Annotated in this window: 27 protein-coding genes and 1 pseudogene; 14 read left to right on the top strand and 14 right to left on the bottom strand. The window is 61.0% G+C overall.

From position 1 onward, the window contains the following. Window positions 1–59: 59 nt before the first annotated feature. The 5 genes from BUC08_RS13415 to BUC08_RS13395 all read left to right on the top strand — a co-directional run bounded on the left by BUC08_RS13415 (window position 60) and on the right by BUC08_RS13395 (window position 4,483). Window positions 60–617, top strand: coding sequence for an acyl-CoA thioesterase (locus BUC08_RS13415; protein WP_037922920.1), 558 nt, complete (start codon window positions 60–62; stop codon window positions 615–617). A gap of 66 nt (window positions 618–683) precedes the next feature. Further along, a complete protein-coding gene (locus tag BUC08_RS13410) occupies window positions 684–2,054 on the top strand; it encodes an MFS transporter (RefSeq protein ID WP_037922918.1) in 1,371 nt (456 codons plus the stop codon). Continuing rightward, a complete protein-coding gene (mepA, locus tag BUC08_RS13405) occupies window positions 2,054–2,971 on the top strand; it encodes a penicillin-insensitive murein endopeptidase (protein WP_037922916.1) in 918 nt (305 codons plus the stop codon). The genes BUC08_RS13410 and mepA overlap by 1 nt, the downstream gene beginning before the upstream one ends. Beyond that, on the top strand, window positions 2,944–3,780 hold the full coding sequence (locus BUC08_RS13400; RefSeq protein ID WP_051693994.1) for an esterase-like activity of phytase family protein: 837 nt from the start codon (window positions 2,944–2,946) through the stop codon (window positions 3,778–3,780). Before mepA ends, BUC08_RS13400 begins: the two co-directional genes overlap by 28 nt. 91 nt (window positions 3,781–3,871) lie before the next feature. After that, window positions 3,872–4,483: a queuosine precursor transporter gene (locus BUC08_RS13395; protein WP_037922915.1), complete on the top strand. Its 612-nt coding sequence runs from the start codon at window positions 3,872–3,874 to the stop codon at window positions 4,481–4,483. A gap of 246 nt (window positions 4,484–4,729) precedes the next feature. Here BUC08_RS13395 and BUC08_RS13390 read toward each other — a convergent pair whose 3' ends face one another. After that, a complete protein-coding gene (locus BUC08_RS13390) occupies window positions 4,730–5,116 on the bottom strand; it encodes a SpoIIAA family protein (protein ID WP_037922913.1) in 387 nt (128 codons plus the stop codon). A gap of 72 nt (window positions 5,117–5,188) precedes the next feature. Between BUC08_RS13390 and arfB the strand changes: the two genes are divergently transcribed. Further along, window positions 5,189–5,608: an alternative ribosome rescue aminoacyl-tRNA hydrolase ArfB gene (gene arfB, locus BUC08_RS13385; RefSeq protein WP_037922911.1), complete on the top strand. Its 420-nt coding sequence runs from the start codon at window positions 5,189–5,191 to the stop codon at window positions 5,606–5,608. A 61-nt stretch (window positions 5,609–5,669) separates the two neighbouring features. Then, window positions 5,670–6,560, top strand: a complete 891-nt coding sequence (locus BUC08_RS13380) for a DMT family transporter (RefSeq protein ID WP_037922908.1) — start codon at window positions 5,670–5,672, stop codon at window positions 6,558–6,560. Here the strand turns inward: BUC08_RS13380 and pncB are convergent. The 3 genes from pncB to BUC08_RS13365 form a co-directional block, all read right to left on the bottom strand. After that, the gene (pncB, locus tag BUC08_RS13375) at window positions 6,557–7,849 is read right to left on the bottom strand and encodes a nicotinate phosphoribosyltransferase (RefSeq protein WP_037922905.1); all 1,293 of its coding nucleotides are present in this window, start codon (window positions 7,847–7,849) and stop codon (window positions 6,557–6,559) included. The two genes, BUC08_RS13380 and pncB, sit on opposite strands and share 4 nt — an antisense overlap. Window positions 7,850–7,918: 69 nt before the next feature. After that, window positions 7,919–8,527, bottom strand: coding sequence for a bifunctional nicotinamidase/pyrazinamidase (gene pncA, locus BUC08_RS13370; protein ID WP_037922902.1), 609 nt, complete (start codon window positions 8,525–8,527; stop codon window positions 7,919–7,921). Between the two features lie 136 nt (window positions 8,528–8,663). Next, window positions 8,664–9,140: a YciE/YciF ferroxidase family protein gene (locus tag BUC08_RS13365; protein WP_037922899.1), complete on the bottom strand. Its 477-nt coding sequence runs from the start codon at window positions 9,138–9,140 to the stop codon at window positions 8,664–8,666. A 176-nt stretch (window positions 9,141–9,316) separates the two neighbouring features. Between BUC08_RS13365 and trhO the strand changes: the two genes are divergently transcribed. Further along, window positions 9,317–10,246, top strand: a complete 930-nt coding sequence (gene trhO / locus BUC08_RS13360) for an oxygen-dependent tRNA uridine(34) hydroxylase TrhO (RefSeq protein WP_037923442.1) — start codon at window positions 9,317–9,319, stop codon at window positions 10,244–10,246. Here trhO and BUC08_RS13355 read toward each other — a convergent pair. Next, the gene (locus BUC08_RS13355; RefSeq protein WP_037923440.1) at window positions 10,243–11,463 is read right to left on the bottom strand and encodes an MFS transporter; all 1,221 of its coding nucleotides are present in this window, start codon (window positions 11,461–11,463) and stop codon (window positions 10,243–10,245) included. The genes trhO and BUC08_RS13355 overlap by 4 nt on opposite strands. Window positions 11,464–11,617: 154 nt before the next feature. Between BUC08_RS13355 and BUC08_RS13350 the strand changes: the two genes are divergently transcribed. Together BUC08_RS13350 and BUC08_RS13345 are read left to right on the top strand one after the other, a co-directional pair. Next, a complete protein-coding gene (locus tag BUC08_RS13350; RefSeq protein ID WP_037922897.1) occupies window positions 11,618–12,424 on the top strand; it encodes a flagellar motor protein MotB in 807 nt (268 codons plus the stop codon). Between the two features lie 105 nt (window positions 12,425–12,529). Next, window positions 12,530–13,819: pseudogene (locus BUC08_RS13345) on the top strand (flagellar hook protein FlgE); the annotation flags it as partial. On the opposite strand, the gene BUC08_RS24795 reads toward BUC08_RS13345, so the two are convergent. From BUC08_RS24795 to BUC08_RS13330, 3 genes are all read right to left on the bottom strand, one after another. Further along, window positions 13,756–13,890, bottom strand: coding sequence for a hypothetical protein (locus tag BUC08_RS24795; RefSeq protein ID WP_229938915.1), 135 nt, complete (start codon window positions 13,888–13,890; stop codon window positions 13,756–13,758). The pseudogene BUC08_RS13345 and the gene BUC08_RS24795 sit on opposite strands and share 64 nt — an antisense overlap. A 240-nt stretch (window positions 13,891–14,130) precedes the next feature. Beyond that, window positions 14,131–14,490 (bottom strand): flagellar biosynthesis protein FlgN, encoded by a 360-nt coding sequence (locus tag BUC08_RS13335; RefSeq protein WP_037922895.1) that lies wholly within the window; start codon window positions 14,488–14,490, stop codon window positions 14,131–14,133. Then, complete coding sequence (locus BUC08_RS13330) at window positions 14,480–14,770, bottom strand: rod-binding protein (protein ID WP_037922892.1); 291 nt, start codon at window positions 14,768–14,770, stop codon at window positions 14,480–14,482. The genes BUC08_RS13335 and BUC08_RS13330 overlap by 11 nt, the downstream gene beginning before the upstream one ends. Before the next feature lie 1,299 nt (window positions 14,771–16,069). On the opposite strand from BUC08_RS13330, the gene BUC08_RS24620 reads away from it, so the two are divergent. Then, window positions 16,070–16,561, top strand: coding sequence for a flagellar hook-length control protein FliK (locus BUC08_RS24620; RefSeq protein ID WP_162179361.1), 492 nt, complete (start codon window positions 16,070–16,072; stop codon window positions 16,559–16,561). Between the two features lie 11 nt (window positions 16,562–16,572). Next, window positions 16,573–17,265, top strand: coding sequence for a flagellar hook capping FlgD N-terminal domain-containing protein (locus BUC08_RS13320; RefSeq protein ID WP_037922887.1), 693 nt, complete (start codon window positions 16,573–16,575; stop codon window positions 17,263–17,265). On the opposite strand, the gene BUC08_RS13315 is transcribed toward BUC08_RS13320, so the two are convergent. The 6 genes from BUC08_RS13315 to BUC08_RS13290 form a co-directional block, all read right to left on the bottom strand. Continuing rightward, window positions 17,262–18,587, bottom strand: coding sequence for a UDP-glucose dehydrogenase family protein (locus BUC08_RS13315; protein WP_037922884.1), 1,326 nt, complete (start codon window positions 18,585–18,587; stop codon window positions 17,262–17,264). The two genes, BUC08_RS13320 and BUC08_RS13315, sit on opposite strands and share 4 nt — an antisense overlap. Before the next feature lie 106 nt (window positions 18,588–18,693). Next, window positions 18,694–20,007, bottom strand: coding sequence for an NAD(P)/FAD-dependent oxidoreductase (locus tag BUC08_RS13310; RefSeq protein WP_037922881.1), 1,314 nt, complete (start codon window positions 20,005–20,007; stop codon window positions 18,694–18,696). Beyond that, a complete protein-coding gene (locus BUC08_RS13305; RefSeq protein ID WP_037922879.1) occupies window positions 20,004–20,822 on the bottom strand; it encodes an ABC transporter permease subunit in 819 nt (272 codons plus the stop codon). Before BUC08_RS13305 ends, BUC08_RS13310 begins: the two co-directional genes overlap by 4 nt. Further along, window positions 20,819–21,694 carry an ABC transporter permease subunit gene (locus BUC08_RS13300; RefSeq protein ID WP_037922877.1) on the bottom strand — a complete coding sequence of 292 codons (876 nt, stop codon included), beginning with the start codon at window positions 21,692–21,694 and terminating at the stop codon, window positions 20,819–20,821. The genes BUC08_RS13305 and BUC08_RS13300 overlap by 4 nt, the downstream gene beginning before the upstream one ends. Then, on the bottom strand, window positions 21,691–22,815 hold the full coding sequence (locus tag BUC08_RS13295) for an ABC transporter ATP-binding protein (protein ID WP_028955492.1): 1,125 nt from the start codon (window positions 22,813–22,815) through the stop codon (window positions 21,691–21,693). The genes BUC08_RS13300 and BUC08_RS13295 overlap by 4 nt, the downstream gene beginning before the upstream one ends. 69 nt (window positions 22,816–22,884) lie before the next feature. Continuing rightward, complete coding sequence (locus tag BUC08_RS13290; RefSeq protein ID WP_037922875.1) at window positions 22,885–23,970, bottom strand: polyamine ABC transporter substrate-binding protein; 1,086 nt, start codon at window positions 23,968–23,970, stop codon at window positions 22,885–22,887. 146 nt (window positions 23,971–24,116) lie between these two features. On the opposite strand from BUC08_RS13290, the gene BUC08_RS13285 reads away from it, so the two are divergent. Further along, on the top strand, window positions 24,117–24,830 hold the full coding sequence (locus tag BUC08_RS13285; protein WP_081855320.1) for a GntR family transcriptional regulator: 714 nt from the start codon (window positions 24,117–24,119) through the stop codon (window positions 24,828–24,830). Between the two features lie 80 nt (window positions 24,831–24,910). Then, the gene (locus BUC08_RS13280; RefSeq protein ID WP_037922873.1) at window positions 24,911–26,308 is read left to right on the top strand and encodes an aspartate aminotransferase family protein; all 1,398 of its coding nucleotides are present in this window, start codon (window positions 24,911–24,913) and stop codon (window positions 26,306–26,308) included. Window position 26,309 lies beyond the last annotated feature (1 nt).

Here is a 26,309-nt window from a genome sequence, read left to right as displayed (position 1 = left end):
GGTGATGGTTGACACTGCGGGCGCACCGGGGCGAACAGGGCCAAAAAGGAGCCATGCCGATGTTCCCCTTCGTCCGCCTGTTCAAAGACATTCTGGTTGCCCGACGGCTGCCGCCGCTGAAACATTTTGACGACGTGCACATCAGCCGTCACATCTGTTGGCCATGGGACATCGACATGTTCGGCGAGCTGAACAACGGGCGCACGCTGACGCTGTATGATCTGGGACGTTTGGCGATGGCGCAGCGCGGCGGGTTGGTCGCGGTGCTGTTCAAGGAAAAGTGGGCGTTGACCATGGCCGGCGCTTCGGTGCGCTATCGCCGCCGGATCACCATGTTCGAACGGTTCACGATGAAATCACGGCTGGTGTGCTGGGACGACCGGTTCATGTATCTGGAACAGTCCATGTGGAAAACCAACGGCGAATGCGCGAGCCATGTGCTGTACCGCTCTGCCTTGTTGGAGAATGGCCGCGCCATCAATCCCGCCCGCGCCGCCGAAGCGCTGGGGCATAGTCCCGTCAGCCCGCCGGTTCCCGACTGGATCGCGGCGTGGATCGATGCCGAGGCAACACGTCCATGGCCCCCCATGCAGGACGAGATTACGCACCCTGCGTAAACCTTTCCTTGCCTATGTCCTCTGGCCCTGTTTCTAATCGCGGCAACAACTGGGCTGGGGACGGAAATGGCTGAGGTATCACTGAAAAAGCGGATCTGGGGCTGGTATTTCTTTGACTGGGCCAGTCAGCCGTACAACACGCTGCTGCTGACGTTTATCTTTGGGCCCTACTTTGCCCAAACTGCAGCCGCACAGCTGATGGCGGGTGGCATGTCCGAGACCGCCGCCGAGGCGCAGGCGCAGGCGTTGTGGGGGTACGGGTTGGCCGTGGCGGGCGTCACAATCGCCATTCTGGCGCCGATTCTGGGCGGCATTGCCGACAGCACTGGCCGCCGTATGCCGTGGATATGGCTGTTTTCAGCGATGTATTTCATTGGTTCCTATGCGCTGTGGTGGACCGCGCCACAGGACTTTTCCGTGATCTGGGCGCTGTTCTTCTTTGGCATCGGCCTGATCGGGATGGAATTCGCCACGATCTTTACCAACAGCTATCTGCCCTCGCTTGGCCCCAAGGACGAATTGGGCAAGATTTCCGGCTCGGGCTGGGGGTTTGGCTATGCGGGCGGCGTGTTGGCGCTGCTGCTGATGCTGGCGTTGTTTCAGGCCGGAGCGTCAGGCCGCACCATGGCCGGGCTGGACCCGCTGTTCGGGCTGGACCCGGCGACCAAGGCCGACACCCGCTTTGTCGGTCCGTTTAGCGCGATCTGGTTCGCCGTGTTCATGATTCCGTTCTTTCTGTGGGTCAAAGAGACACCTTCAGACGCGCCGCGCCTGCGCTATAAATTCGGCAATGGCCTGCGCGAGTTGAAGCAGACGCTGGTGAACCTGCCGGGCAATCCCAGCCTGCTGGCTTATCTGGGATCGTCCATGTTCTACCGCGATGCGCTGAACGGGATGTACACATTCGGCGGTATCTATGCGCTGGGCGTGCTGAACTGGAGCATCACCGAAGTGGGCATTTTCGGCATCATCGCTGCGGCCAGTGGCGCGCTGTTCTGCTGGCTGGGTGGCTATGCCGACCGCGCGCTTGGGCCAAAGCCGTTGATTATCCTGTGCTGTCTGATCCTGATGGGTACCGCCATCCTGATCGTGTCGCTGTCGCCCACCTCAGCCTTTGGTGTGCAGCTTGCCGAAGGGTCCAGCCTGCCTGACATCCTGTTCTATGTCGCCGGTATGCTGATCGGGGCCGCGGGCGGGGTGTTGCAAAGTGCCAGCCGCAACATGCTGACTCGTCAGGGCAATTCCGAACGCATGACCGAAGCCTTTGGCCTGTATGCGCTGTCGGGCAAGGCCACGACGTTTCTGGCGCCTGCGCTGATCGCTGTCGCGTCTCAGATAAGCGGAAGCCAGCGCTTTGGCGTCACGCCGTTGATCGGGCTCTTTGCAATCGGGCTGATCATGTTAATCTGGGTGAAACCGGATGGAGAGATTGAGTAATGTATTTGCGTCGTGTGTGTATCGCTGTCCTGATGGTCGTAACCGCTGCGTGCAGCGGCCAGTCCGACACCAACATTGACGGCACACCGCTGCCGGACATCGACCCGGCGCTGTTGCGCGGATCGGCCAAGGCTGCCTTTGGCGCCGAACGTGTCGGATCGCAGCAATCGCCCGCCGCCTATGGCAGCTATGCCAAGGGCTGTGCCGCCGGATCGGTGCAACTGGCGGAAACCGGTCCCACATGGCAGGCGATGCGCCTGTCGCGCAACCGGAACTGGGGCAACCCCGAACTGGTCGATTTCATTCAGAAACTCAGCCGCAAGGCCGCGCAGCAACCGGGATGGAACGGGATTTACGTGGGCGACATGAGCCAGCCGCGCGGTGGCCCGATGCTGACAGGGCACGCCAGCCACCAGATCGGGCTGGACGCCGACATCTGGATGCTGCCCGCCGCCAACCTGAACCTCAGCGTGGCCGAGCGCGAGAACATCTCGTCGATCTCGACCCGCCGCGCCAACGGGGCCTATACCAACGGGTCATGGACCCGTGCCCATCACGAAATCATCAAGGCCGCCGCCCAAGACAGCCGCACCGCGCGGATCTTTGTCTTTCCTGGGGCCAAGGTGCAGATGTGCAAGGATGAAAAAGGCGACCGGTCGTGGCTGCGCAAGGTGCGTCCGTGGTACGGGCACCATTACCATTTCCACGTCCGGCTGGCCTGTCCCAAGGGCGCGCGTGGCTGCGTTGATCAGACACCGCCCCCCGCCGGGGATGGGTGCGCGGATGCGCAGGAATGGGTGAACAACATCCTGAACCCGCCACCGCCAAACCCCAACGCGCCGAAGCCGAAACCGCGCCGCGAACTGACCGTTGCCGATCTGCCCCAGCAATGCTCCGGCGTTCTGTCCTCGCGCTGATCTGCGCGGCGGCCTGTGCGAATGCTGAACCGGCACTGACGCTGGACGGGATCACCCCGCTACCGCGTCTGTCGGACAGCTTTGGCGGGCTGTCGGCGATCGAGATGTCCGATGGCGGCGCCGAAGCGCTGGTGCTGTCGGATCGGGGTGCGTTGTTTCATCTGGTGATGGACCGCACGGGCGACACGATGGAAGTGGCCAGCGCCACACCCGACAACCGCACGGCCCAGCTGGGCGACACCGAAGGCATGGCGGTGGACGCGCAAGGCACGCTGTATATCTCACTTGAGGGGCCAGCCGGGATTTTTGCAGAACGTGCCGACGGCACCTTTGAGCGGCTGAAAGATCATGCTGATTTTGCCGGGATGGTCACCAACCGTGCGCTGGAAGCATTGGCGGTTTCGGCGAATGGCACGCTGGTGACCATGCCAGAAGCGACCGCGACAAGCGCCACGCCCTTTCCTGTTTACCTATACAAGGATGGCAGCTGGACCAAAGGCCCCGAGCTTCCGCGTGAGGGGTCTTTCCTGGTCACGGGGGCCGATTTCGGGTCGGACGGGTTGTTGTATGTGCTGGAACGCGCCGTGTCCTTTCGGGGCTTTGCCAGTCGTATCCGGCGGTTCGACCTGACCGCGCCCGACCTGTCGGAGATGACATTGCTGAAAACCGACGCGGGCACCTATGGCAACCTTGAGGGGTTGAGCGTCTGGCAGGATGCCAAGGGCATCACCCACCTGTCACTGGTCGCGGACGACAACTTTAACGTCTTTCAAAGCAACCAGATCGTCGAATTCACCCTGACGGAATAGCTTGCACGATGGCCTTCTTGGGCTTATGGACCGCGCGTCCGTCATCAAGGCGGGCCAAGTCGCCGCACCCTTGTCAAAACGGAACATATCAATGCAACGCGCACATATCCCCGGCATCATTGCCATGGCTGCCATCGTCGTGGCCTCGAACATCCTTGTCCAGTTCCTGTTCGGCCAATGGCTGACATGGGGGGCCTTTACCTATCCGCTGGCCTTTCTGGTCACCGACATCATGAACCGCGTCTATGGCGCGGCTGCCGCACGCAAGGTCGTGCTGGCCGGTTTTGTCGCGGGGGTGATCTGCAGCCTGATCGGCACGCAAATCATGGGCGAGTTCGGCCCGCTGGTCACCGTGCGCATTGCCATCGCCTCGGGCGTGGCGTTTTTGACGGCGCAGCTGATCGACGTTGCAATCTTTTCGGCACTGCGCAGCGGCGCGTGGTGGCGTGCGCCGCTGGCCTCGACGCTGGTCAGCAGCAGCGTTGACACGATCCTGTTCTTTTCCATCGCCTTTGCGTCGTCGCTGGCGTTCATCCACCCGGCCACCGACGTGACCTGGGCGGCTGAAATGCTGCCGCTTCTGGGTGTGGGTCCAGTCGCCCCGCTGTGGGTGTCCCTGGCGATTGCGGATTGGTCGGTAAAATTATTGCTTGCTTTGGTGGCACTTATCCCATTTCGGGCCATTACACGTCGCTTTGTATGAAAAAAGTGTTTTGACAAATCGCGCTTACGTGCCAACCTTAAAGTATCTGAAACAATTGAAAGGAGGTGCTCTAGTGTCCAGAAAGGTATTGGAGAGAGGTGTCGGAACAGCTTGGAGGAATGCCCGGTAAGGCAGCCCTTGGCGACGTGATCCACCAAGTGGACCATATGGTCTAACCGACCCCGCCTCCTGAAACTTTCGAGAGGGCCGCAGGCAAACGCCACGCGGCCCTTTTTCGTGCGTGGATCAAGCAGCGACCGCTTCGGCCTCAAGATACCGCCACGCGCTGATTTCCTCGTCAAAGGTTTCCGCATCGACCGGGATCACGCTGCCCATCGCCTCGATCAGCTCGGCGGCATGATCCGATGCACCGACAACCACATATTTGTTCAGGTTCGACAACGCGCGCAGGCGGGATTTCAGCGTTTCCCAGCTGAACGATGCGCCGGATTCAGCCCCGTCGTAGCGGTCGAATATCAGCATCAGGTCCACCTTGCCCGGCTTGTCGAACACATCGTTCATATAAGCGGCAAGCTCGGACATATCCTCGGCGCTGACTTCGCCGGTGATGCGGAAAACATACAGATCGTCGCGGCTGGCGGCGACCTGGATCAGGGATGGCAGTTTCAGCATTGGGGGTCTCCTGTGCGGGTTCGCAGACAAACGCCCCTTCCCGCCGGATCGTTCCGATGCGATACTGCGGACATGCTGCGCATCAATGACACCATCTCCATCGAAGACTGGGAACTGACCGAGAATTTCGTGCGGTCTTCCGGCCCGGGCGGTCAGAACGTGAACAAGGTATCCTCGGCGGTCGAGCTGCGGTTCGAGGCGCAGCGCAGCCCCAATTTGCCCGATCCGGTGAAATCGCGTCTGAAACGGCTGGCTGGACGGCGCTGGACCAACGAAGGCGCGCTGGTGATCCAGTGCGAAGAAACCCGCAGCCAGGCCCGCAACCGCGAGATTGCACGCAACCGGCTGGTCGATCTGATCAAGGCGGCACTGGTGCGCCCCAAACGGCGCATCGCCACGCGCCCGACGCTGGGGTCAAAAAAACGGCGTCTGAAAGAGAAAAAGGTGCGCGGCGAGGTCAAGGCGCTGCGCGGCAAGGTCGACCCCGATTAACCGCGCTGGCCATGGCTGGCGATCTGGGCGAAGGTGAGCGCGACCCAGACAGGACCGCTTTGTGAAACGTGCCACCGACAGAACCGGCCTTGCCATCGTACTCAGCCTTGTTGCACTGGCGCTGTTCGACGGCATGGGGCTGATCATCAAGCTGCTGTCTGCCGACTATTCCGCCGCCGAGCTGAGCGCGTGGCGCAATATCTTTGGCCTGATCCCCGCGCTGATCGCCTTGTCGACTTCGCGCAAGTGGCGCGCAACCGGTCGTCGCTTCAGGATACGACAATGGAAGCTGGCCCTGTCGCGCGGGGCGATTGTGACCTTTGCCCAGTTGTTTTTCTACCTGTCGCTGGGACGGATGGATTTCGCCACCGCATCCACCATCACCTATGCCAACGCGCTGTTCATGACCGCGCTGGCCGTGCCCCTGCTGGGCGAGGTCGTCGGCTGGGTCCGCTGGGGGGCGGTGATGGTCGGATTTGCCGGTGTGGTGCTGGTGATGCAGCCGGGCAGCGACACGTTTTCAACCGACGCGCTGTATCCGCTGGGGGCCGCGTTCATGTACGCGCTGGTCGCCGTGACCGCGCGGATGTTTGACGAGGACGTACCCAGCCCGCTGGTCAGCTTCTATTCCAACGCGGCCGCGATGGTGGGATCGGTCGTTCTGGCGCTGGCCTTGGGCGGGTTCAGCCCCGTGGCTATGGCGGACATCCCGTGGCTGATGGCGATGGGCGCGTTCGGCGGCACGGCGGTGCTGATCATCGTGGTCAGCCAACGGATGACGGAACAGGCGAACCTTGCCCCATTTTCCTATTTTGGCATCCCGTTCGCGTTCCTGCTGGGCTGGCTGTTCTTTGGCGAAACCCCGTGGGACGCCCTGTTCCCCGGCGCGATATTGATCGCGGCGGGCGGGTTGTTGATTGTCTGGCGGGAGCGGCGGAAAGAGCCGGCTTAAACCTCCACCTCGATCCTGTCCTGATCCCCCACGCCGAACACCCGCTTGTAGCGGTCGATCTCTGACTGTGGGCCCATGGCCTTGTTGGGATTGTCCGACAGTTTGACCGTCGGGCGACCGTTGGCCGACACCGCCTTGCACACCAGCGAAAACGGGGCCAGCGCGTCGTCCGGCACCAGTCCGCGAAAGTCGTTGGTCAGCAGCGTGCCCCAGCCGAATGACGGCAACACGCGGCCTTTGAACTGCTTGTGCAGCGCGATAATCTTGTCCACGTCCAGCCCGTCCGAGAAGATCACACGCTTTTGCTTGGGGTCCTCGCCACGGCTTTTCCACCAGTCGATGGCCACTTCGGCGGCGGCTGCCGGATCGCCGCTGTCGATGCGGATGCCGGTCCAGCCGGCCAGCCAGTCGGGGGCATTGTCGAGGAACCCTTTGGTCCCATAGGTGTCGGGCAGGATAATGCGCAGGTTGCCCTCGTGTTCGTCGTGCCAGTCGGACAGAACTTCATAGGGCGCGCGAAACAGTTCTTCGTCGGTCTCCGCCAGGGCCGCATAGACCATCGGCAGTTCGTGCGCATTGGTGCCGATGGCTTCCATCTCGCGGCGCATCGCAATCAGGCAGTTCGAGGTACCGGTGAACTTGCTCCCCATGCCTTCCTGCATCGCCTGCACGCACCAGTCCTGCCAGAGGAACGAATGACGGCGGCGGGTGCCGAAATCGGCGATGCCCAAGCCGTCGACCTCGCGCAGGGTTTCGATCTTTTCCCACACGCGGGTCATGCCACGCGCGTACAGGATTTGCAGTTCGAACCGGTCCATCCGGTCCAGCACCGCGCGCCCGCGCAGTTCCATCAGGATGGCCAGCGCAGGAATTTCCCACAGCATGACCTCGTGCCATTTGCCTTCGAAGGTCAGCTCGTATTGGTCGCCCTTGCGTTCCAGATGATAGGGCGGCAGGCGCATGCCCTCGAACCACTCCATGAAATCAGGGCGGAACATCTGGCGCTTGCCGTAGAAAGTGTTGCCGCGCAGCCAAGTGCTTTCGCCGCGGGACAGGGACAGCGACCGCACGTGATCCAGCTGTTCGCGCAGCTCGCCCTCGTCGATCAGGTCGGCCAACGGCACAGATGTGGTGCGGTTGATCAGCGAAAAAGTGACTTCGGTGTCAGGCTTGTTGCGAAAGATGCTCTGACACATCAGCAACTTGTAGAAATCCGTGTCGATCAGCGAGCGGATGATCGGGTCGATCTTCCACTTGTGGTTCCAGACGCGGGTGGCGATGTCGACCATCTCGGGCACTTTCTGTTTGTTACGCCTGTTTTGCCCCGCGCCTTGGGCGGTGGCAAGAGTGCTGGTGCCTCAGGACGTTAGGGTCACGCCTGCCGCTTTCATCCCCTCGACGGCTGCAACCAGCGAGCCGTCCAGGTCGATGGCGCGGCACAGGTCCATGTGAACCGTCACGTCAAAGCCCAGTTTGGCCGCATCCAACGCAGAAAAGTTCACGCAAAAGTCGGTGGCAAGACCAACCATCGTCAGCGCCTTGATCCCACGCGTGCGCAGGTATCCTTCCAGCCCGGTCGGGGTCTGATGGTCGTTTTCGAAAAAGGCGGAATAGCTGTCGATGGCCGGGTTGTACCCTTTGCGGATAATCATATCGGCACGGTCGGTGTTCAGATCCGCGTGAAAGGCCGCCCCCGTGCTGCCCTGAATGCAATGATCCGGCCAAAGGACTTGCGCGCCATAGGGCATCTGGATCACGGCGTAGGGATCGTGGCCCTCATGGCTTGAGGCAAAGGACGAATGCCCCGCCGGATGCCAATCCTGTGTCAGCACGACCGCGTCGGTCTTTTCCATCAGCGCGTTGATGCCGGGCACGATCACATCGCCCGCGCCCACCGCCAGCGCACCGCCGGGGCAAAAGTCGTTCTGGACGTCGATCACTATCAGGGCGGATTTGATGGGCTGCATCGGTCTCTCGCTTGTCTATGCCATACGGACCAAGGCGTAACGACCCATGGGCCAACGGTCAACAAATGGCCCCCGAACGGCACCAAGGGGAAGGCGTGATGCCTCCCCCTTGGGCCAAAATCATGCGGGTGATCGGTCAGGCCGGTTCGTTCAGCTCGTGCACGGCAAGAGCTGTCAGTTTGGCGTTGGCCGCTTTTTCCATGTCCAGGATCTGACTCAGCATATCGTGTGCTTGGTCTTCGCCCAGAATCTTGGCCCATTCCCGCAGGGTACCGTAGCGGGCGATCTCGTAATGTTCGATGGCCTGTGCTGCGCCAACCAGCATCACTTCGAGCGCGACACCTTCGGCTTCGTCGATCAGGCCTTCGGTTTCTTTGATCAGACCTTCGATGGCATCGCATTTCTCGCCTTCGGGCTTTTCGCCGATGGACTTGAACACTTTGTCCAGGATCTTGATCTGTTCTTTTGTCTCGGCAAGGTGGTCCTCAAAGGCCTTCTTCAGGTCCTTGTGGCCTGCCGCCTTCGCAGCTTTGGGCAATGCTTTGACCAAAGCGTTTTCGGCGTAATAAATGTCTTTGAGCGTGTGGTGGAAAGCGTCTTTTAGCGTCTTCATGGCTGAATTCTCCAATTCACCTTTGCGATGCGATTCAACTAGCGGATCAGGATTCGGTTCCTGCCGCGCCCTTTCGCATCGGCGGGAATGCGCGCGCTTTTGCCGCTGCCGCTCTGCACGCATGGAAAGCCGCGATTATCTTGATGCGGGCGATGCAAGGGCGTATCTGGCAAGGCATGTATATTATCGCAGCCCTCTATCACTTTACCCGCTTCGACGCGCCCGACGCGATCAAGCCTGCCTTGCTGGACCTCTGCGTCGCCCAGGGTGTCAAAGGCACCTTGCTGCTGGCGGGCGAAGGCATCAACGGCACCATCGCGGGACCGCGCGCAGGCATCGACGCGGTGCTGGCACATATTCGGGCGCTGCCCGGATGTGACGGGCTTGAGTGGAAGGAAAGCACCTCGGCCACGCCGCCATTTGGCAAGATGAAGGTACGCCTGAAGCGCGAGATCGTGACGATGGGCCAGCCCGATGTCGATCCGGCAGCGCGGACAGGGCATTATGTGGAACCTGCCGACTGGAATGCGCTGATCACCCGCGACGATGTGGCGGTGATTGACACGCGCAACGATTACGAAGTGGCGATTGGCACCTTTGACGGCGCGACTGACCCGCAAACAGCCAGCTTTGGCGAGTTCCCCGCCTGGTGGGAGGCGAACAAGGACCGCTTTCACAACAAGAAGATCGCGATGTTCTGCACGGGCGGCATCCGCTGCGAGAAATCGACCAACTACCTGTTGGGTCAGGGGGTTGAGGATGTCTATCACCTGAAAGGTGGCATTCTGAAATATCTCGAAGAGGTGCCCGAGCAGGACAGCACATGGTCTGGCAACTGCTTTGTCTTTGACGGGCGGGTCAGCGTTGGGCACGGGCTGCGGGTGGGGCCGCATATGTTGTGTCACGCCTGCCGTCGTCCCGTGTTGCCCGCCGATCAGGACCGACCGGAATACGAGGCCGGTGTCAGCTGTCATCTGTGCATCGACGAGACGTCCGATGCCGACAAGGCCCGGTTCCGCGAGCGTCAGCGCCAGATCGAACTGGCCCGCGCGCGCGGCGAGGATCACCTGTCGGCGCCGATGGTTTCAGGCAAGGGTGAGGCCTAGGCCGCGACCAGACCGGGCTTGCGGGGCCGTGACCGCGACAGCAGCCACAGCATGATGCCCACGTTCAGCAGGTTGAACAGGATGCCGTTCCAGAACGCCATCTGGTAGCTGCCCGTCACGTCGTAGATCCAGCCTGACATCCAGCCGCCAATCGCCATGCCCGCAATCGTCGCCATCAGCACGAAGCCGACCCACGAGCCTGCAGCCCGCGCGGGCATGTATTCGCGCACGATCAGCGCATAGCTGGGTACGATCCCGCCCTGCGACAGGCCAAAAATCAGCGACACGATATAAAGCGACGCCAACCCGTCGGACGGCAGGTAAAAGAACAGCGCCAGACATTGCAGCGCCGACCCGATCAGCAAAGTGCGCACGCCGCCCAGCTGGTCGGCGATCATGCCCGACACCAGCCGCGAGGCCACGCCTCCCAGCAGCATCAGCGACAGCATCTCGGCCCCCGCGGCGGGACCATAGCCCAGATCGACGCAATAGCTGACGATATGCACCTGCGGCATCGACATCGCCACGCAACAACCGATGCCCGCCAACCCCAGCAGCAGGGCAAGATTGCGCGGGGTCAGGCCCACGGACTTGGCATTGCTGTCCGATGCCGCCTGGGCAGTGTTATGCGCCTCTTCGGGGATGCGCCGTCGCAGCAGCAGGGCCAGCGGGATGACAGTGACCAGTGTCACGACAGCCAGAAAGGTGTAGACGCTGCGCCAACCGCTGTCGGCCAGCAGCCCCGCCAGCACCATCGGCCATATTGCCCCGGACAGGTAATTGCCGCTGGCTACGATGGCCACCGCGATGCCACGTCTGCGCATGAACCAGTGCGAGATGTCGGCAATCAACGGGCCGAAGCCCACGGCCGACGCCAGCCCGATCAGCAATTGTGCCGCCCCCAGCATGAACACCGAGGTTGCCATCATCGCCAGCGCATAGCCCGCCGCGATCCCCACTGCCGCCCCGATCAGCGATCCGGTCACGCCAAACCGGTCCACCGCGCGCCCGATGGCAAAGTTGCCCAGCGCAAAGCCGACCATTGTAAGGGTGTAGGGCATTGATGCCTGCGCGCGGGTCAGGGCAAATTCAGCCTCGACCGCGGGCATGATCACGATCACCGCCCACATGCCGACATTGGCCACCATCGCCACGCCCAGCGTGATCAACAGCCGTGTCCACGAATATTTGCTGTCCAACACAGTCAACTCGGCCATGCCCGTCCCCCCGTTTTGCGCATCAGCGCAGATCATGCGGAGCTGTGCAACTGCCCTTGAGGGTGAAACCATTACCTACAATTGCGTTTGTTAAGCCGCTGGAAAGCGTTGTCCGCTAGATCTGTCGTTGGGTGAATACAAACGGGTGAGTGACATGGCTGCGCAAAGCAATGCGGCGCCAATCATCATCAAACGTAAAAAGGTCGTTGGCGGCGGTGGGCACCATGGTGGTGCCTGGAAAGTTGCTTACGCGGACTTCGTGACCGCGATGATGGCCTTTTTCATGTTGATGTGGTTGTTGAACGCGACGACGGAAAAGCAACGCAAGGGGATCGCGGATTATTTCACGCCGACGGTCGCGATCAACCGGGTTTCGGGGGGCGGCAACGGATCGTTCAATGGCGACAGCACCTTTACCGACGAGGCATTGCCCTTCAGCGGTGCGCGTCCGGCGGTTGTGGCGCGACGTGACACCGGGTCCGAAGGGACCGATGATGCCGAAACCTCAGCCCTGAAAATGCTTGAATCGGAACTGTTGGGATTTGGCGGCGAATCCGACGTCTTGGAAAACGAGATGAAACACGTGATCACCAAGCTGACCGACGAGGGGCTGGTGGTCGAGTTGTTTGCGCTGCCGGATGCCCCGCTGTTCGACGCGGACACGGGTCAGCCCACGCGGCTGTTGCGCAAGTTGGCGGATCTGCTGGTGCAGACCGGCCGGTCGGTGAAAAACGACATGGCCGTGGCCGCGCATGTGCAGGCGCAACCTGTGGTCGCGGCCAGGATCAAGGTCTGGGACCAGTCAACAGAACAGGCGGTCATCATGCGCCAGTTGCTGCATGATGCGGGGCTTGCCCCCGGGCGCGTGCAACGGGTGACCGGACATGCGGATCGGGACCCGGCCACGCTTGACCCGATGGACATCCGCAACAACCGCATCAAGGTCATTTTCCTGCGGTAGGGATGCCCGGCAAATAGGGTGGATTTTATCTGTTAGCGCGATGTTAAGTTCGCGGCGCCTATCTGTTGCATCAACTTGGTTCTGATGCAGCAGAAAGGCGTATCCATGACAATTTCCTCTTCGCTCAACGCAGGTATTGCGGGGTTGCAGTCCAACGCGACGCGGCTTGGGTCGATCTCGGACAACATCGCGAACGCCAGCACCTTTGGGTACAAGCGGGTGGTCACGGATTTCAATTCCCTGGTCCTGTCGAATTCGGGCGTATCCTATACAGCGGGCGGCGTGCGCGCGTCGTCGCAACGGCTGATCAGCGAAAGCGGATCGCTGGTCAGCACATCGAATGCCACCGACCTTGCCGTGCGCGGGCGCGGTATGCTGCCCGTCGCCTCACGCTCCAGTGTGCTGGCGGGGGATGGCAACGCCAAGATGATGCTGACCACCACCGGATCATTCCGCATCGACGAGGACGGATATCTGGCCAGCGAATCCGGCCTGTTGCTGATGGGTTGGCCTGCCAATATCGACGGGTCCTTCCCCTCTTTCCCCCGCGACACCAGCGACGGGCTGGAGCCCATCCAGTTTTCGCTGAATCTCAAGGGCGACCCGACAACACAGGTGACGATGGGCCTGAACCTGCCTGCCACCTCGACAATTGCCGGATCGGACGGCGAGACACAGAACCTGTCGGTGGAATATTTCGACAACCTCGGCACCTCGCAGAGCATCGCGCTGGAGTTCATACCGACGGTGCCCGCCACAGGCAGTTCCAATGAATGGACCGTGATCATGCGCGATTCAGCGCAGGACGATGCGGTGATCGGCGAATACGTCATCAACTTTAACGACACCCGAGCAGACGGCGGCACAATCGCATCGGTCACCACGGTGACAGGCGGACCCTATGATCCGGCAACGGGCGAGTTGATTGTCGATGTGGCCAGCGGCCCGATTTCCATCGACATCGGCGAGGTCGGCGACAATCAGGGCGTTGTACAGCTGTCCGATACGTTCGCGCCAATCTCGGTGGTCAAGGACGGCAGCCCCGTGGGCAACATGATCTCGGTCGAGGTTGATCCGAACGGCTACGTCAAGGCGATCTTTGACACAGGCGTGACCAGTGTTCTCTATCAGATCCCGCTGGTCGACATGCCCAACCCCGGTGGCCTGATCTCGTTGGATTCGCAGACCTACAAACCCTCGGTCGAAAGCGGTCCCCTCTTTCTTTGGGACGCGGGTGATGGGCCAACGGGTGACCTGAAATCCTATGCCCGCGAGGAATCCACAGTCGATGTTGCCACCGAACTGACCGAGATGATCCGCACGCAGCGGGCCTATTCGTCGAACGCAAAAGTCATCCAGACGGTGGAGTTGTCCTTGGCCATCGAAACCGATTTACCGGTCGAGATTTCGTCCTGCGTTTTCGTCAGGTTGCTGTTGATGGATTTCAGGGTTTGCAGCGCAACCATTGCGCTGTTGTTTGTATTGATGCTCGACATGAACATGTTCCTTAAGTCGTGACGCTTTGCGTCAGGTTACGTCCCGCCCCCCAGTGGGACGGACAAAAACAAGTCATTCTGACATATGCATTTTTCAGCGATGCTGATCTGCGCCACTCTGTTCTCGAGTGCAGGGTCAACATCGCATCTACGTGCTAATGGAAAGCTAATGACGACTCGTGTCTTCCCCCGGATTTGAATCAAACGGCGCTAAGCCCGCTTTTCGACCGACCGGTTCGGCGTCAGGGCAATCTCGTTCTTCTTGCCTTGTGCGTCATATATATCCAGCGAACTGCGGATACGGCGCATGGTTGCCAGCCGGCGGGTGACCGCCCGTATCCCGTCCAGCGCGGAATTCAACAACGACTGGTTGCGCATGACCTTTGCATTCAGTGCGGCCAGCGACGACCGGTCCGCCACATCCAGCTCGTTCAGACGGTCGATCAGCGATTGTTTCAAATCCAGCGTCCGGGCGATTCTGTCCAGGTCGCCGGCAAGCAGGGCGCCGCGTTCCTGATCCAGCAAATCGTCCAGCGCATTGACCGTATCCTCGACCGTTTCATTCGACATCAGACCGGCCTTTCAAAGCTTCGAACACTGCTTCGCTCAGACCGATACCGCCTGCGGCAACCATCTTTTCGGCCTGCGCCTGTATCAGGAACGAGGAAAACTGATCCTCTCCCGCGCCACCGCCAAAGCTGTCGCGCGCCTGTCCGAAACCGGCGGATTTCAGCATTTCCGCCAGAAACCCCGCCTCAAGCTGGTCTGCCACGGCGCGCAGTTCTGCATCGGCCTGCGCGGTTGGCTTGCGGGCCAAAGCCACGCCCGCCGTGTCTGGTGTCACTTGCATCCCGGGTTCCTTTCAAATGCGTTGTATTTTCAGGATCATGCCGCAGGACCGGTAAAGAAGCGGTAACCAAGCGCAGGCATAAGACGGGGACGAGGAAGAACTCCCGGAGGATGTGTGCAACTTATTCCCTTGATTCACAGCGGTTCACCCGCAGCGCCGCGCAGCACCGCGGTCGCGGCGTCAGATCCCGCCGTCAGTTTCGCCGCGACCTTCGACCAGCTTCTACCTTTGCAGGAAAACGGGACTACGGTCACGGCGCAGGACTTGCCAGACGCGGACACACAGGTGGATGGTCTGCCCGATATCGAGGGCGCAACGCCTGAAGAGGAAAAGCAAGAAGGCGGCGAAGCTGCCGCGCTTTCGCAAATGCCATCCCGTCTGCCTGCGTTGGCGCAGGAAGCGCCGGTTTCGCGGCACGACGCACCGCCCGAGGTCAAGGCCAAGGGTTCGAAACACCCACGGAGCGGCGCGGAATCGGTGATCACCTTTGCCACAGGGTCCGGGTCCGTGATGCCTCCCGTCGCGCAGGTGGAATCGTTGCCACCCGCCGCAACAGCCATGCCGGGAAAGGCGGCTTTGCACGGCCCCTCTGTCGAAGCGCACGCGGCTCCTGAGCCGTTGCACGAGATGGCTTCGAAAGAACAGCATGTGGGTCAGTCACCTAACAAGACGCCGCAGTCCACCGAATCCGACACGGTTGAAACCTCGCGTTCGGCTCAAAGTCCATTGATAGAGCCTAGAACCATACTGCTTGAAGACGCGTTTTCAAAAGCGGCCGCGGCACCAAAAAACGCACCGCCCCTGCTGACAGAGACGCCCGATTTGCCGCCCGCGCGGCCAACGCACACCCCCGCTGCGCTTCACAAGGCGCCCCCCCCGATGCCAGCATCTACCCGACCAGCCACAGCGCCGGACAGGCCTATCCGCATTGATGTGTCAGCGGTGCCAGTGACATCGGCAAAGCAGCCGCTTCTGACGCCGATACGGCCCACTGCGCCGCTGGTTCAGGCCACACCGGGCGCTGCTCTGCCGAAAGCGGAAAAACCGGCGCAGCCCATGCAACCGGCAACAACGTCGGTCACCGTTCGGCTGATCACAGCGCCCGCGCAGCCTGCCAATGCTATTCCGCCGGATCCTCAACCCACAGCGGCCACGGAAAATGTGCTGCCACGGGATCCCGTCGACCCGCCTGTCATCCGACAGACAGCCAATCATCCCGCGCCCCCTCAACCAACGCCAGCACCCGTCACAACCGAAATCCGCGCCCCAGCGTCACAGGTTTCCACCGATCCGATCCCCGTGGACGCCGCCCCCGACGCGATTTTCACCGACATGCGCGCCTCCGGCGCGCCGCCTGCACAGACGCACAGTGTCACGACACCGGCCGCGCCGACGCATCCGCACGCCACGGTGGCCAGACAGGTCGCAGAGGCCGCCGTACAATCCAGCGCAGACCGGCAGATAGAACTGACCCTCAATCCGGCAGAGCTGGGCCGGGTACGCATGTCCCTTTCAACCAACGATGCGGGAGCCTCGGTCACAATTCACGCCGACCGCCCCGAGACGCTGGACCTGATGCGCCGGAACATTGGCGAGTTGGAAAGTGAATTTGCGGACATGGGCTATGGCGACGTCAATTTCGCCTTTTCCGGCGGGGATGGCGCACAGGATCAACGCGACGACACGCCCCCGCACAAAACGCAGCCAATCGCAGACATCGCCACCGATGCAGCGGACCTCGAAGGGGACACCCCGCTGTCGCCCGATTCCGCCATGGACATCAGAGTATAAGGATCGCCGCCATGAACATCGCCCCCACCGCAGCGCAAGCCCAGGCACAAAGTCAGACCAGCACAACGCCCCTCCCGGAAAAAGCGGCGTCGCTCATTTCTTCCGACTTTGAAACCTTTCTCAGGATGATGACCACGCAGGCCCGCTATCAGGACCCGCTGGAACCCATGGACAGCTCGGAATATGCCGCGCAGCTGGCGCAGTTCTCGATGGTCGAACAGCAGGTACAGACCAACGACCTGTTGCAAACGCTCAGTGCCGCGTTGCAAGCCGCAAACGCGACGCAAACCAATGTCGGCGCACTGTCTGGCTGGATCGGGATGGAGGCGTTGTCTTATGCCCCGGCCCATTTCGACGGCACGCCCGTGACCATCGCGCCGAACCCGCTGACCGCCGCGGACGCGGCTTATCTGGTGGTTTATGACGACGCGGGAAACGAAGTTCAGCGCCAGAGCATTCCCGTCTCGCCCGATGCAGTGCAATGGCAGGGGATTGCCGGGCTGAACGGATCAACCTTCCCCGACGGGAATTACACGTTCGAAGTCGAAAGCTATCAGGCGGGCGAACTGCTGCTGGCCGAACGCGCCCAAACCTACGGGCGCGTCACCGAAGCGCGGATAGAACAGGGGCGCACGATCCTGATCCTGGAAGGCGGGATTGCGGTTCTGGCCGACGACGTGACCGGGCTGCGCGACCCGGTCTAGCGGTCGATGCCGTAGTCCTCGCGCCCGACCGACGTATAGGCCACGAACCCGGCGCGCTTGGCGTCCTTTTGCGAATAGATATTCCGCAGATCCGCCATGACCGGTGTCGCCATGCGTTTGACGATACGTTTCAGATCAAGCGCGCGGAATTCGTTCCATTCGGTCAGGATCACCACCGCATCCGCATTCTGGGTCGCCTTATAGGCATCCTCGAACCAGTTGACGCCAGGCAACAACGCCTCACCTTCGCGGCGACCCTGCGGGTCGACCACCCGCACCTTGGCGCCGCCCCCCACCAACGCGGGGACAATGGTCAGCGACGGGCTGTCGCGCATGTCATCTGTGTTGGGTTTGAACGTCACGCCCAGCACCGCGATAATCTTGCCGTTGACCCTGCCACCGCACAGGTCGACAACCTTGTCGATCATGCGGCGTTTGATCTCGTCGTTGACCTTGATCACGGTCTCGGTCAACTGCATGGGCATCGAATGATCCTGCCCCATACGGGCCAGCGCCTGCGTGTCCTTGGGAAAGCAGCTGCCGCCATAGCCGGGGCCAGCGTGCAGGAACTTGTTGCCAATACGCCCGTCCAGCCCCATGCCCTGCGACACGGTTTTCACATCCGCACCGGTGCGTTCGCACAATGCCGCGATTTCGTTGATGAACGTAATCTTGGTCGCCAGAAATGCGTTGGCGGCATATTTGATCATCTCGGCACTTTCCAGATCGGTGATCATGATCGGAAAATCCCGCAGGTACAGCGGGCGGTAGATCTGGTTCATCACCTCCGCCGCGCGGTCGTTCTGTACACCGACAACGACGCGGTCGGGGCGCATGAAATCGTCAATCGCCGCGCCTTCGCGCAGGAACTCGGGGTTGCTGGCCACGTCGAAATCAGCGTTCGGGTTGGCCTTGTGCACCGCGTGCTTGACCTGGCGGTTGGTGCCCACCGGCACGGTCGATTTGGTCACAACCACGGCGTACCCGGTCAGCGCATCGGCAATCTCGGCGGCGGCGGCCATGACATAGGTCAGATCGGCGTGGCCATCGCCGCGACGCGTGGGCGTGCCGACCGCGATGAACACAGCCTCGGCACCGTCCACCGCGGCTTTCAGATCGCCGGTGAACGACAGGCGCCCTGCCGCCACGTTCTTGGCCATCAGATCGTCCAGACCGGGCTCATAGATCGGAACTTCGCCGCGTTCCAGCATCTCGACTTTCTTGGGGTCCTTGTCGACGCAAACCACATCGTGCCCAAAGTCCGAGAAGCACACACCCGACACCAGCCCGACATAGCCGGTTCCGATCATTGCTATTTTCATGCTGGTCCCTCTGCGCTTTCTTGTGACTGAGATGTAAGTTCAGGGCCATCCTGTCAACGCTGGCATCACGGAACGGTCGGATTTCACCGCGAAAGACGCAGTTGCATCACAGGTCGGCCAGCATGAACCCCGCATAGGCGGCAGGCATCACCGCCCGCCGGTACCGACCCAGCGGAAAGCGCGACAGGGGCTGCGCCATGGCGACCGGAACCTCGGCTTGTCCGGTGATCTGTCCCGCGATCAGCTTGCCCGCATAGGTGCCCATCGCCACACCATTGCCGTGGTAACACAGGCTGGCAAACAGCCCCGGCTGGTTTGGCACCGCACCGACAAAAGGCAGCATATCGCGGGCAATACACACCATCCCCGACCAGCCATGCGCGTGTTCCACATGTCGCCAGGCGGGGAACATCGCGTCAAAATCCTGGCGCACGCGACGGCGCGCGCGCGCCTCGGCGGCGGGGTTTGACGTCAGCCCGCCCCGCATCCCGAACAGGAACCGCCCGTCCGGCATCTTGCGGAAATAGTGCAGCAGGTTGCGGGTGTCGTAACAGGCCTGATCGCTGGTCCATCCGGCTTCTGCCTGCTCTTGTTCGGTCAGCGGGCGGGTCACGATCACGTTGGACTGGCTGGGCATATAGCGCCCTGCCAGCCAGTCGGGCAGATCGTCCGAGGAATAGCCGTTGGTGGCAATCACCACCTGATCGGCCGTGATCTTCCGGCCAGCATCCAGGGTCCATTTCTGGCCCTTGTTCAGGCTCTGTACCGGGGTTTTGCCAAAGATACGCGCGCCCGCATCCCGCGCAGCGGCGGCAAGGCCAGCGATGTATTTGCGCGGGTTCAGGGCAAAACCGATGGGGATGGTCAGCGCACCGTGGAACGGCCCGGACAGCCCATGCGCGGGCAGACCCTCCCGCGCGATGACCTGGCAATCAACCCCGTGGTTTTCCGCCACCGCATCGGCAGCGCGGCGCAGGGCGTCCATATCCTTGGGCCGGTGGGCCAGTTCGGTTTCGCCCTGCGAATGGCGATCCACGTCGATGCCGTGCGCCTGGGTGATCTGTTCGACCAGCGCAATCGCGTCGCGTTCCGCCTTGCGATATTGCAACCGTCCCACCCGGTCAAAGCGGTGGTCCAGCCCCGCATCGTCAATCCTTGCACCGCCCAGACAACAAAAACCGCCGTTGCGCCCCGATGCACCCCAGCCGACATATTCCGCCTCGACCACCACAACATCGACACCCGCCTGCGCCAGATGCAGTGCCGCCGACAGGCCGGTGAAGCCGCCACCGACAATCGCGACGTCGCAGGCAATATCAGTCTCTAACTTGGGGAAACCGGGCAAGTCACAGGTTTCATCCCACCAACACCCGTCGCGCGGGCCGCTGCCATAGGCATAGTCTGCATATATGTGTTTCATGCAGTGCGCTGCGCGGCCTGCTCTTCACGGCGCACCCGCACCGCATGGCGTTTCGACATCAGCGATGCGGTAATCACCCCCACCGACACGATCCCGATCAGGATCGACGACAGCGCGTTGATTTCGGGCGAGACGCCCAGACGCACCGACGACCAAATCTTCATCGGCAGCGTGGTGGCCGACGGACCGGTGGCAAAGGAGGCAATCACCAGATCGTCAAGGCTGAGCGTAAAGGCCAGCAACCAACCCGAGATCACCGCCGGTGCGATGATTGGCAGCGTCACCAACCGGAAAGCGTCAAACTGCGAGGCACCCAGATCCAGCGCCGCCTCTTCCAGCGACCGGTCAAAGGTCGCCAGACGCGACGACACCACCACTGACACGTAGCACATGGAAAAGGTGGTGTGTGCCAGAACAATCGTCATCACGCCACGATCCAGACCAATGCCGATGAACAAAAGCAGCAGCGACAGGCCGGTGATCACTTCGGGCATCACCAGCGGCGCATAGATCATGCCGGAAAACAGCGTGCGCCCCATGAACCGCCCGCCGCGCACCAGTACATAGGCGGCCATCGTGCCCAGCACAGTGGCAAAGGTGGATGACATCACGGCCACCTTCAGCGTGACCCACGCGGCATCCAGGAACGCTTCGTTCTGGAACAGCGTGCCGTACCATTTCGTAGAGAACCCGGCCCAGACCGTCACCAGCTTGGACGAGTTGAAGCTGAAGATCACAAGGATCAGCATCGGCAGGTAGAGGAAGGCAAAGCCAAACGTCAGGCTGACCACGTTGAACGGGCTGAGACGGTTCATTGTTCTGCCTCCTGCTGACGCTGTTCGTTGCGCTGGAACAGGATGATCGGAATGATCAGGATCAGCAGCAAGATCACCGCCACGGCGCTGGCCACGGGCCAATCCCGGTTGGCAAAGAATTCCTCGAACAGAACCTTACCGATCATCAGCGTACCAGAACCGCCCAGCAATGACGGGATCACAAATTCGCCCAGCGCGGGGATGAACACCAGGAAACACCCCGCAACGATGCCGTTGCGCGACAGGGGGATCGTCACCAGCCAAAACGCCTGCATCCGCGAACAACCCAGATCCTCGGCGGCCTCGATCAGGCTTTCGTCCAGCCGTTCAAGCGCCGCATAAATCGGCAGGATCATGAAGGGCAGATAGGTGTAGACGATCCCGATATAGACCGCCCAATTGGTGTTCAGGATGGTCAGCGGCGTGTCGATTATGCCGGTCCACAGCAGGAACTGGTTCAGGAATCCTTCGGTGCTGAGGATACCGACCCATGCGTAAACGCGGATCAGGAACGAGGTCCAGAATGGCAGGATCACCAGCATCATCAGCGTTGGACGCCATTCTTCGGGCGCACGCGCCATGCCGTAGGCCATGGGATAGCCCACCAGCAGCGTCACGATGGTGGAAACGAAGGCGATTTGCAGCGAACTGACGTAAGCTTTCCAATACAGGTCATCCTGCGTCAGAAAGACGAAGTTTTCGAAATCCAGACCGGAAATCAGGGCGCTGAAACCGTCCTTCAGGGTCGGCGTATAGGGCGGGATCGCCAGCGCCGTGTCGGACAGGGACACTTTGAACACGATGGCAAAGGGCACCAGGAACAGCGCCAGCAGCCACAGGTACGGCACCGCTATGAGGACAGCGCGCCTCACGATTCAAGCAACACGCCGGCGGTGGCGCTCCAGCTTAGCCAGACGGGATCTTCCCAAGTGTAGGCCCGGCGCGACACGCGGCGTGTGTTGGCCGACTGCGCCTTGATCACCTGGCCGGTGGGCAATTCGACGTGATAGGTGCTGAGGTTGCCCAGATAGGCGATGTCCAGAACCTTGCCCTGAACCGCGTTTGCCGCATCGGCAGGGCGTTCGGCGCTGATCGCGATTTTCTCGGGGCGGATCGCCAGATGTGCCTTTTGCCCATCGCTGAACGGACGGGCACTGGTGGCGGTCGCAGGTTCCGCACCGCCCCAGTCGATGGCATAGCTTTCGGGGCCGTTGGCCTTGGCCGTGCCTTCCAGAATGTTCACGTCACCGATGAAATCCGCCACGTAGACACTGTTTGGTGCCTCATAGATCTTTTCGGGCGTCGCCACCTGAATGATGCGCCCCTCGTCCATCACCGCGACGCGGCTGGCGACGGTCATCGCCTCTTCCTGGTCGTGGGTCACGATGACGAATGTGGTGCCGGTGGTTTCCTGAATGTCCATCAGCTCGAACTGCGTGTCCTGCCGCAGCTTTTTGTCCAGTGCGCCCAGCGGCTCATCCAGCAACAACAGTTTCGGCGCCTTGGCCAGCGACCGGGCCAAAGCCACACGCTGACGCTGACCGCCGGAAATCTGGTGCGGCTTGCGACGGCCGAACTTGGACAGGCGCGTCAGCTTCAGCATTTCCTCGACGCGGGCGGCGATGGCGTCCTTGGGCATGTCGGACCGGCGCAGGCCAAATGCGATGTTGTCCCAGACCGTCAGGTGCGGAAACAGCGCGTAGGATTGAAACATCATGTTCACGGCACGCTTGTTCGGCGGCACCCCTGCGATGTCCTGCCCCGACAACAGGATCGAACCCTCGGTCGGCGCCTCGAACCCCGCCAGCATCCGCATCATCGTCGTCTTGCCACAGCCCGAAGGCCCAAGAAGCGCGAAAAATTCCCGTTCGTAGATATCCTGCGTCAGGTCATCAATGGCCACAAAGTCGCCAAAGCGTTTGGTGACACCCACGAACTGGATCAATGGCTTTTGCTGAGGGTCATCCCAAGGGGCGAAAACGGTCTGTGCCAAATTATTTCCTCACAGAAATCACAGGGGAAATGACGCGCGACCCTAATGGCCGCGCGCCGGATCGGGACCTCAGGTGCCCGATTTGACCTTGGTCCACAGGCGCGTCACGACACGCTGTGTTTTCGCATCATAAGGCGAGGTGGTATAAAGGTTTTCCAGCGTCTCGGCATCAGGATAGATCGCCGTATCGCCGATCACGTCCTCGACCAGGAACTCCTGGCTGGCGAGGTTGCCGTTGGCGTAATAGACATAGTTCGACGCCGCCGCCATGTTCTGCGCATCCATGATAAAGTTCAGGAACTTGTGCGCCCCGTCAGGGTTCGGCGCGTCGACCGGAATCGCCATGTTGTCGAACCACATCAGCGCCCCCTCTTTCGGTGCGTGATATTCGATGGTCACACCGTTATCGGCTTCGGCGGCACGGTCGCGGGCCTGCAGAATGTCACCCGACCAGCCGACAGCCACGCAGATGTCACCGTTGGCCAGCGCGTTGATGTATTCCGAGCTGTGGAATTTCTGCACATAGGGCGCGATGGCGGTCAGGACCGGCTCGGCCTTCTCGATGGTTTCGGCGTCTTGTGCGTCAGGGTTTTCACCAATGTAATTCAGCGCGGCGGGAATGATTTCCGCCGGAGCATCCAGGAAATGAACGCCACAGGCTGACAGTTTTTCCATGTTGGCAGGGTCAAAAATCAACGCCAGCGAATCGACAGGCGCATCTTCGCCCAGCACTTCCTTGACCTTGTCGACGTTCACACCGATACCGGTGGTGCCCCACATGTAGTTGATCGCATATTCGTTGCCGGGGTCGTATTTGCCGACGCGGTCATTGATCACGTCCCACATGTTTTCCAGATTGGGCAGCTTGGATTTATCCAGTTTCTGGAAAGCACCGGCGCTGATCTGACGCTGTAGGAACGTGCCCGACGGCACAACGACATCATAGCCGGACGAGCCGGCCAGCATCTTGGTTTCCAACACTTCGTTGCTGTCAAAAACGTCATAGATCAGGTCAATGCCTGTTTCTTCCTCGAATTTGGTCAGCAAACTCTCGTCGATATAGTCGGACCAGTTGTAAACGCGCACTTCTTCGGCCATTGCCGAGGACGCAATTACCGCCAGTGCCGCGACTGTGCTAAGCATCGTCTTGGTCATGGTATTCTCCCGTTCATCAGACCGGGTTGATCCCGGCTTGGCTTAATTTGATCAAGTTTTGCCCTTTGCGGCAAGATGATTTATGGTTTCACGGCAGGTGGACCCGCGCAAGCGGTTCCCCATGGAGGTGCTCGGAAGATATGCCCATGATGAATGCATCGCTGAAAAAAGAGGCGTCCGCGACGTCGACCGACCGGCAATCCCTGCTGCCCAAAACGCCTGCGCATCAGGCTGTCTATACCAAGATGCGCGACGCCGTTTTGTTTGGTGATCTGGCCCCCGGCCAGCCGATCACGATTCAGGGGCTGACGACGATGCTGAACGCGGGCATGACCCCGGTGCGCGAAGCCATCCGGAAGCTGACGGCCGAGGGTGCCCTCGAGATGCAGGGCAACCGCCGCGCCTCTGTGCCGGTTCTGGACCTGCACACGCTGGAACAGCTTGAATTCATGCGACTAAATTTGGAACCCGAGCTGGCATTTCGTGCAACATCGCATATTTCCGACGGTCATATCGCCCAACTGACACAGATCGATGACAACCTGAACAACGCCATCGCAGCGGGTGATATCAGTGGTTATTTGCGTCTGAACCACGCCTTTCACACGACCTTGTACGCCATCGCCCAAGCCCCGATTCTGGCACAATCCGCGGGTGCGCTTTGGCTGCGATTTGGCCCCTCCCTGCGCGTCGTCTGTGGTCGGTTCGGCACCTCGAACCTGCCGGACAAACATGCCGAGCTTCTCGACGCCTTGAAACAGGGCAATGCCGAGGCCGCACGCGCCGCCACTGCCGAAGACATTCTTCAGGGGATGATCCAGGTGCGCGCCGCCCTGTCCGAGGATGCGGCCGCAAGGTGATTCGGGTTCAGCCTGATTGACAGTCAGAAATTTGATCATATTCTGCGCCCAACTTCATTTCTGATGAAAAGGACACCGTCATGGCTGCCATCACCAACCACTTGCCCACTGCCGAGTTGCAGGCGCTGGACGCTGCACACCACATGCACCCCTTTACCACCAACAACGATCTGGCGGCCAAGGGTGCACGGATCATCACCCGTGCGGATGGCGTTTACCTGACCGACAGCGAAGGCAACCATATTCTGGACGGCATGGCCGGCTTGTGGTGCGTCAACATCGGCTATGGCCGTGGCGAACTGGCGGATGTGGCGGCACGGCAAATGCGCGAGCTGCCGTTCTACAACACCTTCTTCATGACATCGCACGCACCGGTCATCGCACTGGCCGCCAAGATCGCCGAACTGGCGCCTGCGCATCTGAACCATGTGTTCTTTGCCGGCTCAGGGTCCGAGGCGAATGACACCAACATTCGGCTGGTCCGAACCTATTGGGCGCAAAAGGGCAAGCCGACCAAATCCATCATCATCAGCCGCAAGAACGCCTACCACGGGTCGTCCGTCGGGTCGGGCAGCCTGGGCGGCATGACCCCGATGCACGAACAGGGCGGCCTGCCGATCCCGGACATTCACCACATCAACCAGCCGAACTGGTGGACCGAAGGCGGCACATCCACGCCCGAGGAATTCGGACTTCAGCGTGCGCAGGAACTGGAACAGGCGATTCTGGAACTGGGTGAGGACCGTGTTGCCGCCTTTATCGCGGAACCGATCCAAGGTGCCGGCGGGGTAATCGTGCCGCCGTCAACCTACTGGCCCGAAATCCAGCGCATTTGTGACAAATACGAGATCCTGCTGATCGCCGACGAGGTCATCTGTGGCTTTGGCCGCACCAGCGAATGGTTCGGGTCAACCACCGTCGGGATCAAGCCGGACATCATGACCATCGCCAAGGGTCTGTCGTCGGGATACCAACCCATCGGCGGCTCGATCGTCTCGGACGAGGTGGCGGAGGTGATCAACGCCTGCGAGTTCAACCACGGCTACACCTATTCCGGTCACCCCGTCGCCAGCGCGGTCGCACTGGAAAACCTGCGGATCATGGAGGACGAAAACATCCTGGACCACGTCCGCAATGTCGCCGCCCCCGCGCTGGCCGAGATGTGGCATAGCCTGGGCGATCATCCGATGGTGGGCGAAACCAAGATTGTCGGCATGATGGCCTCTCTGGCGCTGACACCGGACAAAGAGAGCCGCGCCAAGTTTGCAGCCGACGCAGGCACCGCCGGTTTCATGACGCGCGAGCGTTCCTTTGCGAACAACCTGATCATGCGTCACGTCTACGACCGCATGGTCATCTCGCCGCCGCTGATCATCACGCCCGAAGAGATCACCGAAATGGGCAAACGTGCCCGCACCGCGCTGGACGAATCCCATGCGCTGATGAAAGAGCAAGGGCTGTTCAAAGCCGCGTCGTAAG

The organism is Pseudosulfitobacter pseudonitzschiae, assembly GCF_900129395.1.
Taxonomy (GTDB): domain Bacteria; phylum Pseudomonadota; class Alphaproteobacteria; order Rhodobacterales; family Rhodobacteraceae; genus Pseudosulfitobacter; species Pseudosulfitobacter pseudonitzschiae.
The sequence above is the reverse complement of the archived record's forward strand: the minus strand, read 5'-3'. Positions and strand labels throughout refer to the sequence as shown.

Excerpts from the sequence above, each read along its gene's own strand:
- BUC08_RS13415 (WP_037922920.1), top strand. The coding sequence starts at position 60 with ATGTTCCCCTTCGTCCGCCTGTTCAAAGACATTCTGGTTGCCCGACGG.
- BUC08_RS13410 (WP_037922918.1), top strand. The coding sequence starts at position 684 with ATGGCTGAGGTATCACTGAAAAAGCGGATCTGGGGCTGGTATTTCTTT.
- mepA (WP_037922916.1), top strand. The coding sequence starts at position 2,054 with ATGTATTTGCGTCGTGTGTGTATCGCTGTCCTGATGGTCGTAACCGCT.
- BUC08_RS13400 (WP_051693994.1), top strand. The coding sequence starts at position 2,944 with ATGCTCCGGCGTTCTGTCCTCGCGCTGATCTGCGCGGCGGCCTGTGCG.
- BUC08_RS13395 (WP_037922915.1), top strand. The coding sequence starts at position 3,872 with ATGCAACGCGCACATATCCCCGGCATCATTGCCATGGCTGCCATCGTC.
- BUC08_RS13390 (WP_037922913.1), bottom strand. The coding sequence starts at position 5,116 with ATGCTGAAACTGCCATCCCTGATCCAGGTCGCCGCCAGCCGCGACGAT.
- arfB (WP_037922911.1), top strand. The coding sequence starts at position 5,189 with ATGCTGCGCATCAATGACACCATCTCCATCGAAGACTGGGAACTGACC.
- pncB (WP_037922905.1), bottom strand. The coding sequence starts at position 7,849 with ATGGTCGACATCGCCACCCGCGTCTGGAACCACAAGTGGAAGATCGAC.
- pncA (WP_037922902.1), bottom strand. The coding sequence starts at position 8,527 with ATGCAGCCCATCAAATCCGCCCTGATAGTGATCGACGTCCAGAACGAC.
- BUC08_RS13365 (WP_037922899.1), bottom strand. The coding sequence starts at position 9,140 with ATGAAGACGCTAAAAGACGCTTTCCACCACACGCTCAAAGACATTTAT.
- trhO (WP_037923442.1), top strand. The coding sequence starts at position 9,317 with ATGTATATTATCGCAGCCCTCTATCACTTTACCCGCTTCGACGCGCCC.
- BUC08_RS13355 (WP_037923440.1), bottom strand. The coding sequence starts at position 11,463 with ATGGCCGAGTTGACTGTGTTGGACAGCAAATATTCGTGGACACGGCTG.
- BUC08_RS13350 (WP_037922897.1), top strand. The coding sequence starts at position 11,618 with ATGGCTGCGCAAAGCAATGCGGCGCCAATCATCATCAAACGTAAAAAG.
- BUC08_RS24795 (WP_229938915.1), bottom strand. The coding sequence starts at position 13,890 with ATGGTTGCGCTGCAAACCCTGAAATCCATCAACAGCAACCTGACGAAA.
- BUC08_RS13335 (WP_037922895.1), bottom strand. The coding sequence starts at position 14,490 with ATGTCGAATGAAACGGTCGAGGATACGGTCAATGCGCTGGACGATTTG.
- BUC08_RS13330 (WP_037922892.1), bottom strand. The coding sequence starts at position 14,770 with ATGCAAGTGACACCAGACACGGCGGGCGTGGCTTTGGCCCGCAAGCCA.
- BUC08_RS13320 (WP_037922887.1), top strand. The coding sequence starts at position 16,573 with ATGAACATCGCCCCCACCGCAGCGCAAGCCCAGGCACAAAGTCAGACC.
- BUC08_RS13315 (WP_037922884.1), bottom strand. The coding sequence starts at position 18,587 with ATGAAAATAGCAATGATCGGAACCGGCTATGTCGGGCTGGTGTCGGGT.
- BUC08_RS13310 (WP_037922881.1), bottom strand. The coding sequence starts at position 20,007 with ATGAAACACATATATGCAGACTATGCCTATGGCAGCGGCCCGCGCGAC.
- BUC08_RS13305 (WP_037922879.1), bottom strand. The coding sequence starts at position 20,822 with ATGAACCGTCTCAGCCCGTTCAACGTGGTCAGCCTGACGTTTGGCTTT.
- BUC08_RS13290 (WP_037922875.1), bottom strand. The coding sequence starts at position 23,970 with ATGACCAAGACGATGCTTAGCACAGTCGCGGCACTGGCGGTAATTGCG.
- BUC08_RS13285 (WP_081855320.1), top strand. The coding sequence starts at position 24,117 with ATGATGAATGCATCGCTGAAAAAAGAGGCGTCCGCGACGTCGACCGAC.
- BUC08_RS13280 (WP_037922873.1), top strand. The coding sequence starts at position 24,911 with ATGGCTGCCATCACCAACCACTTGCCCACTGCCGAGTTGCAGGCGCTG.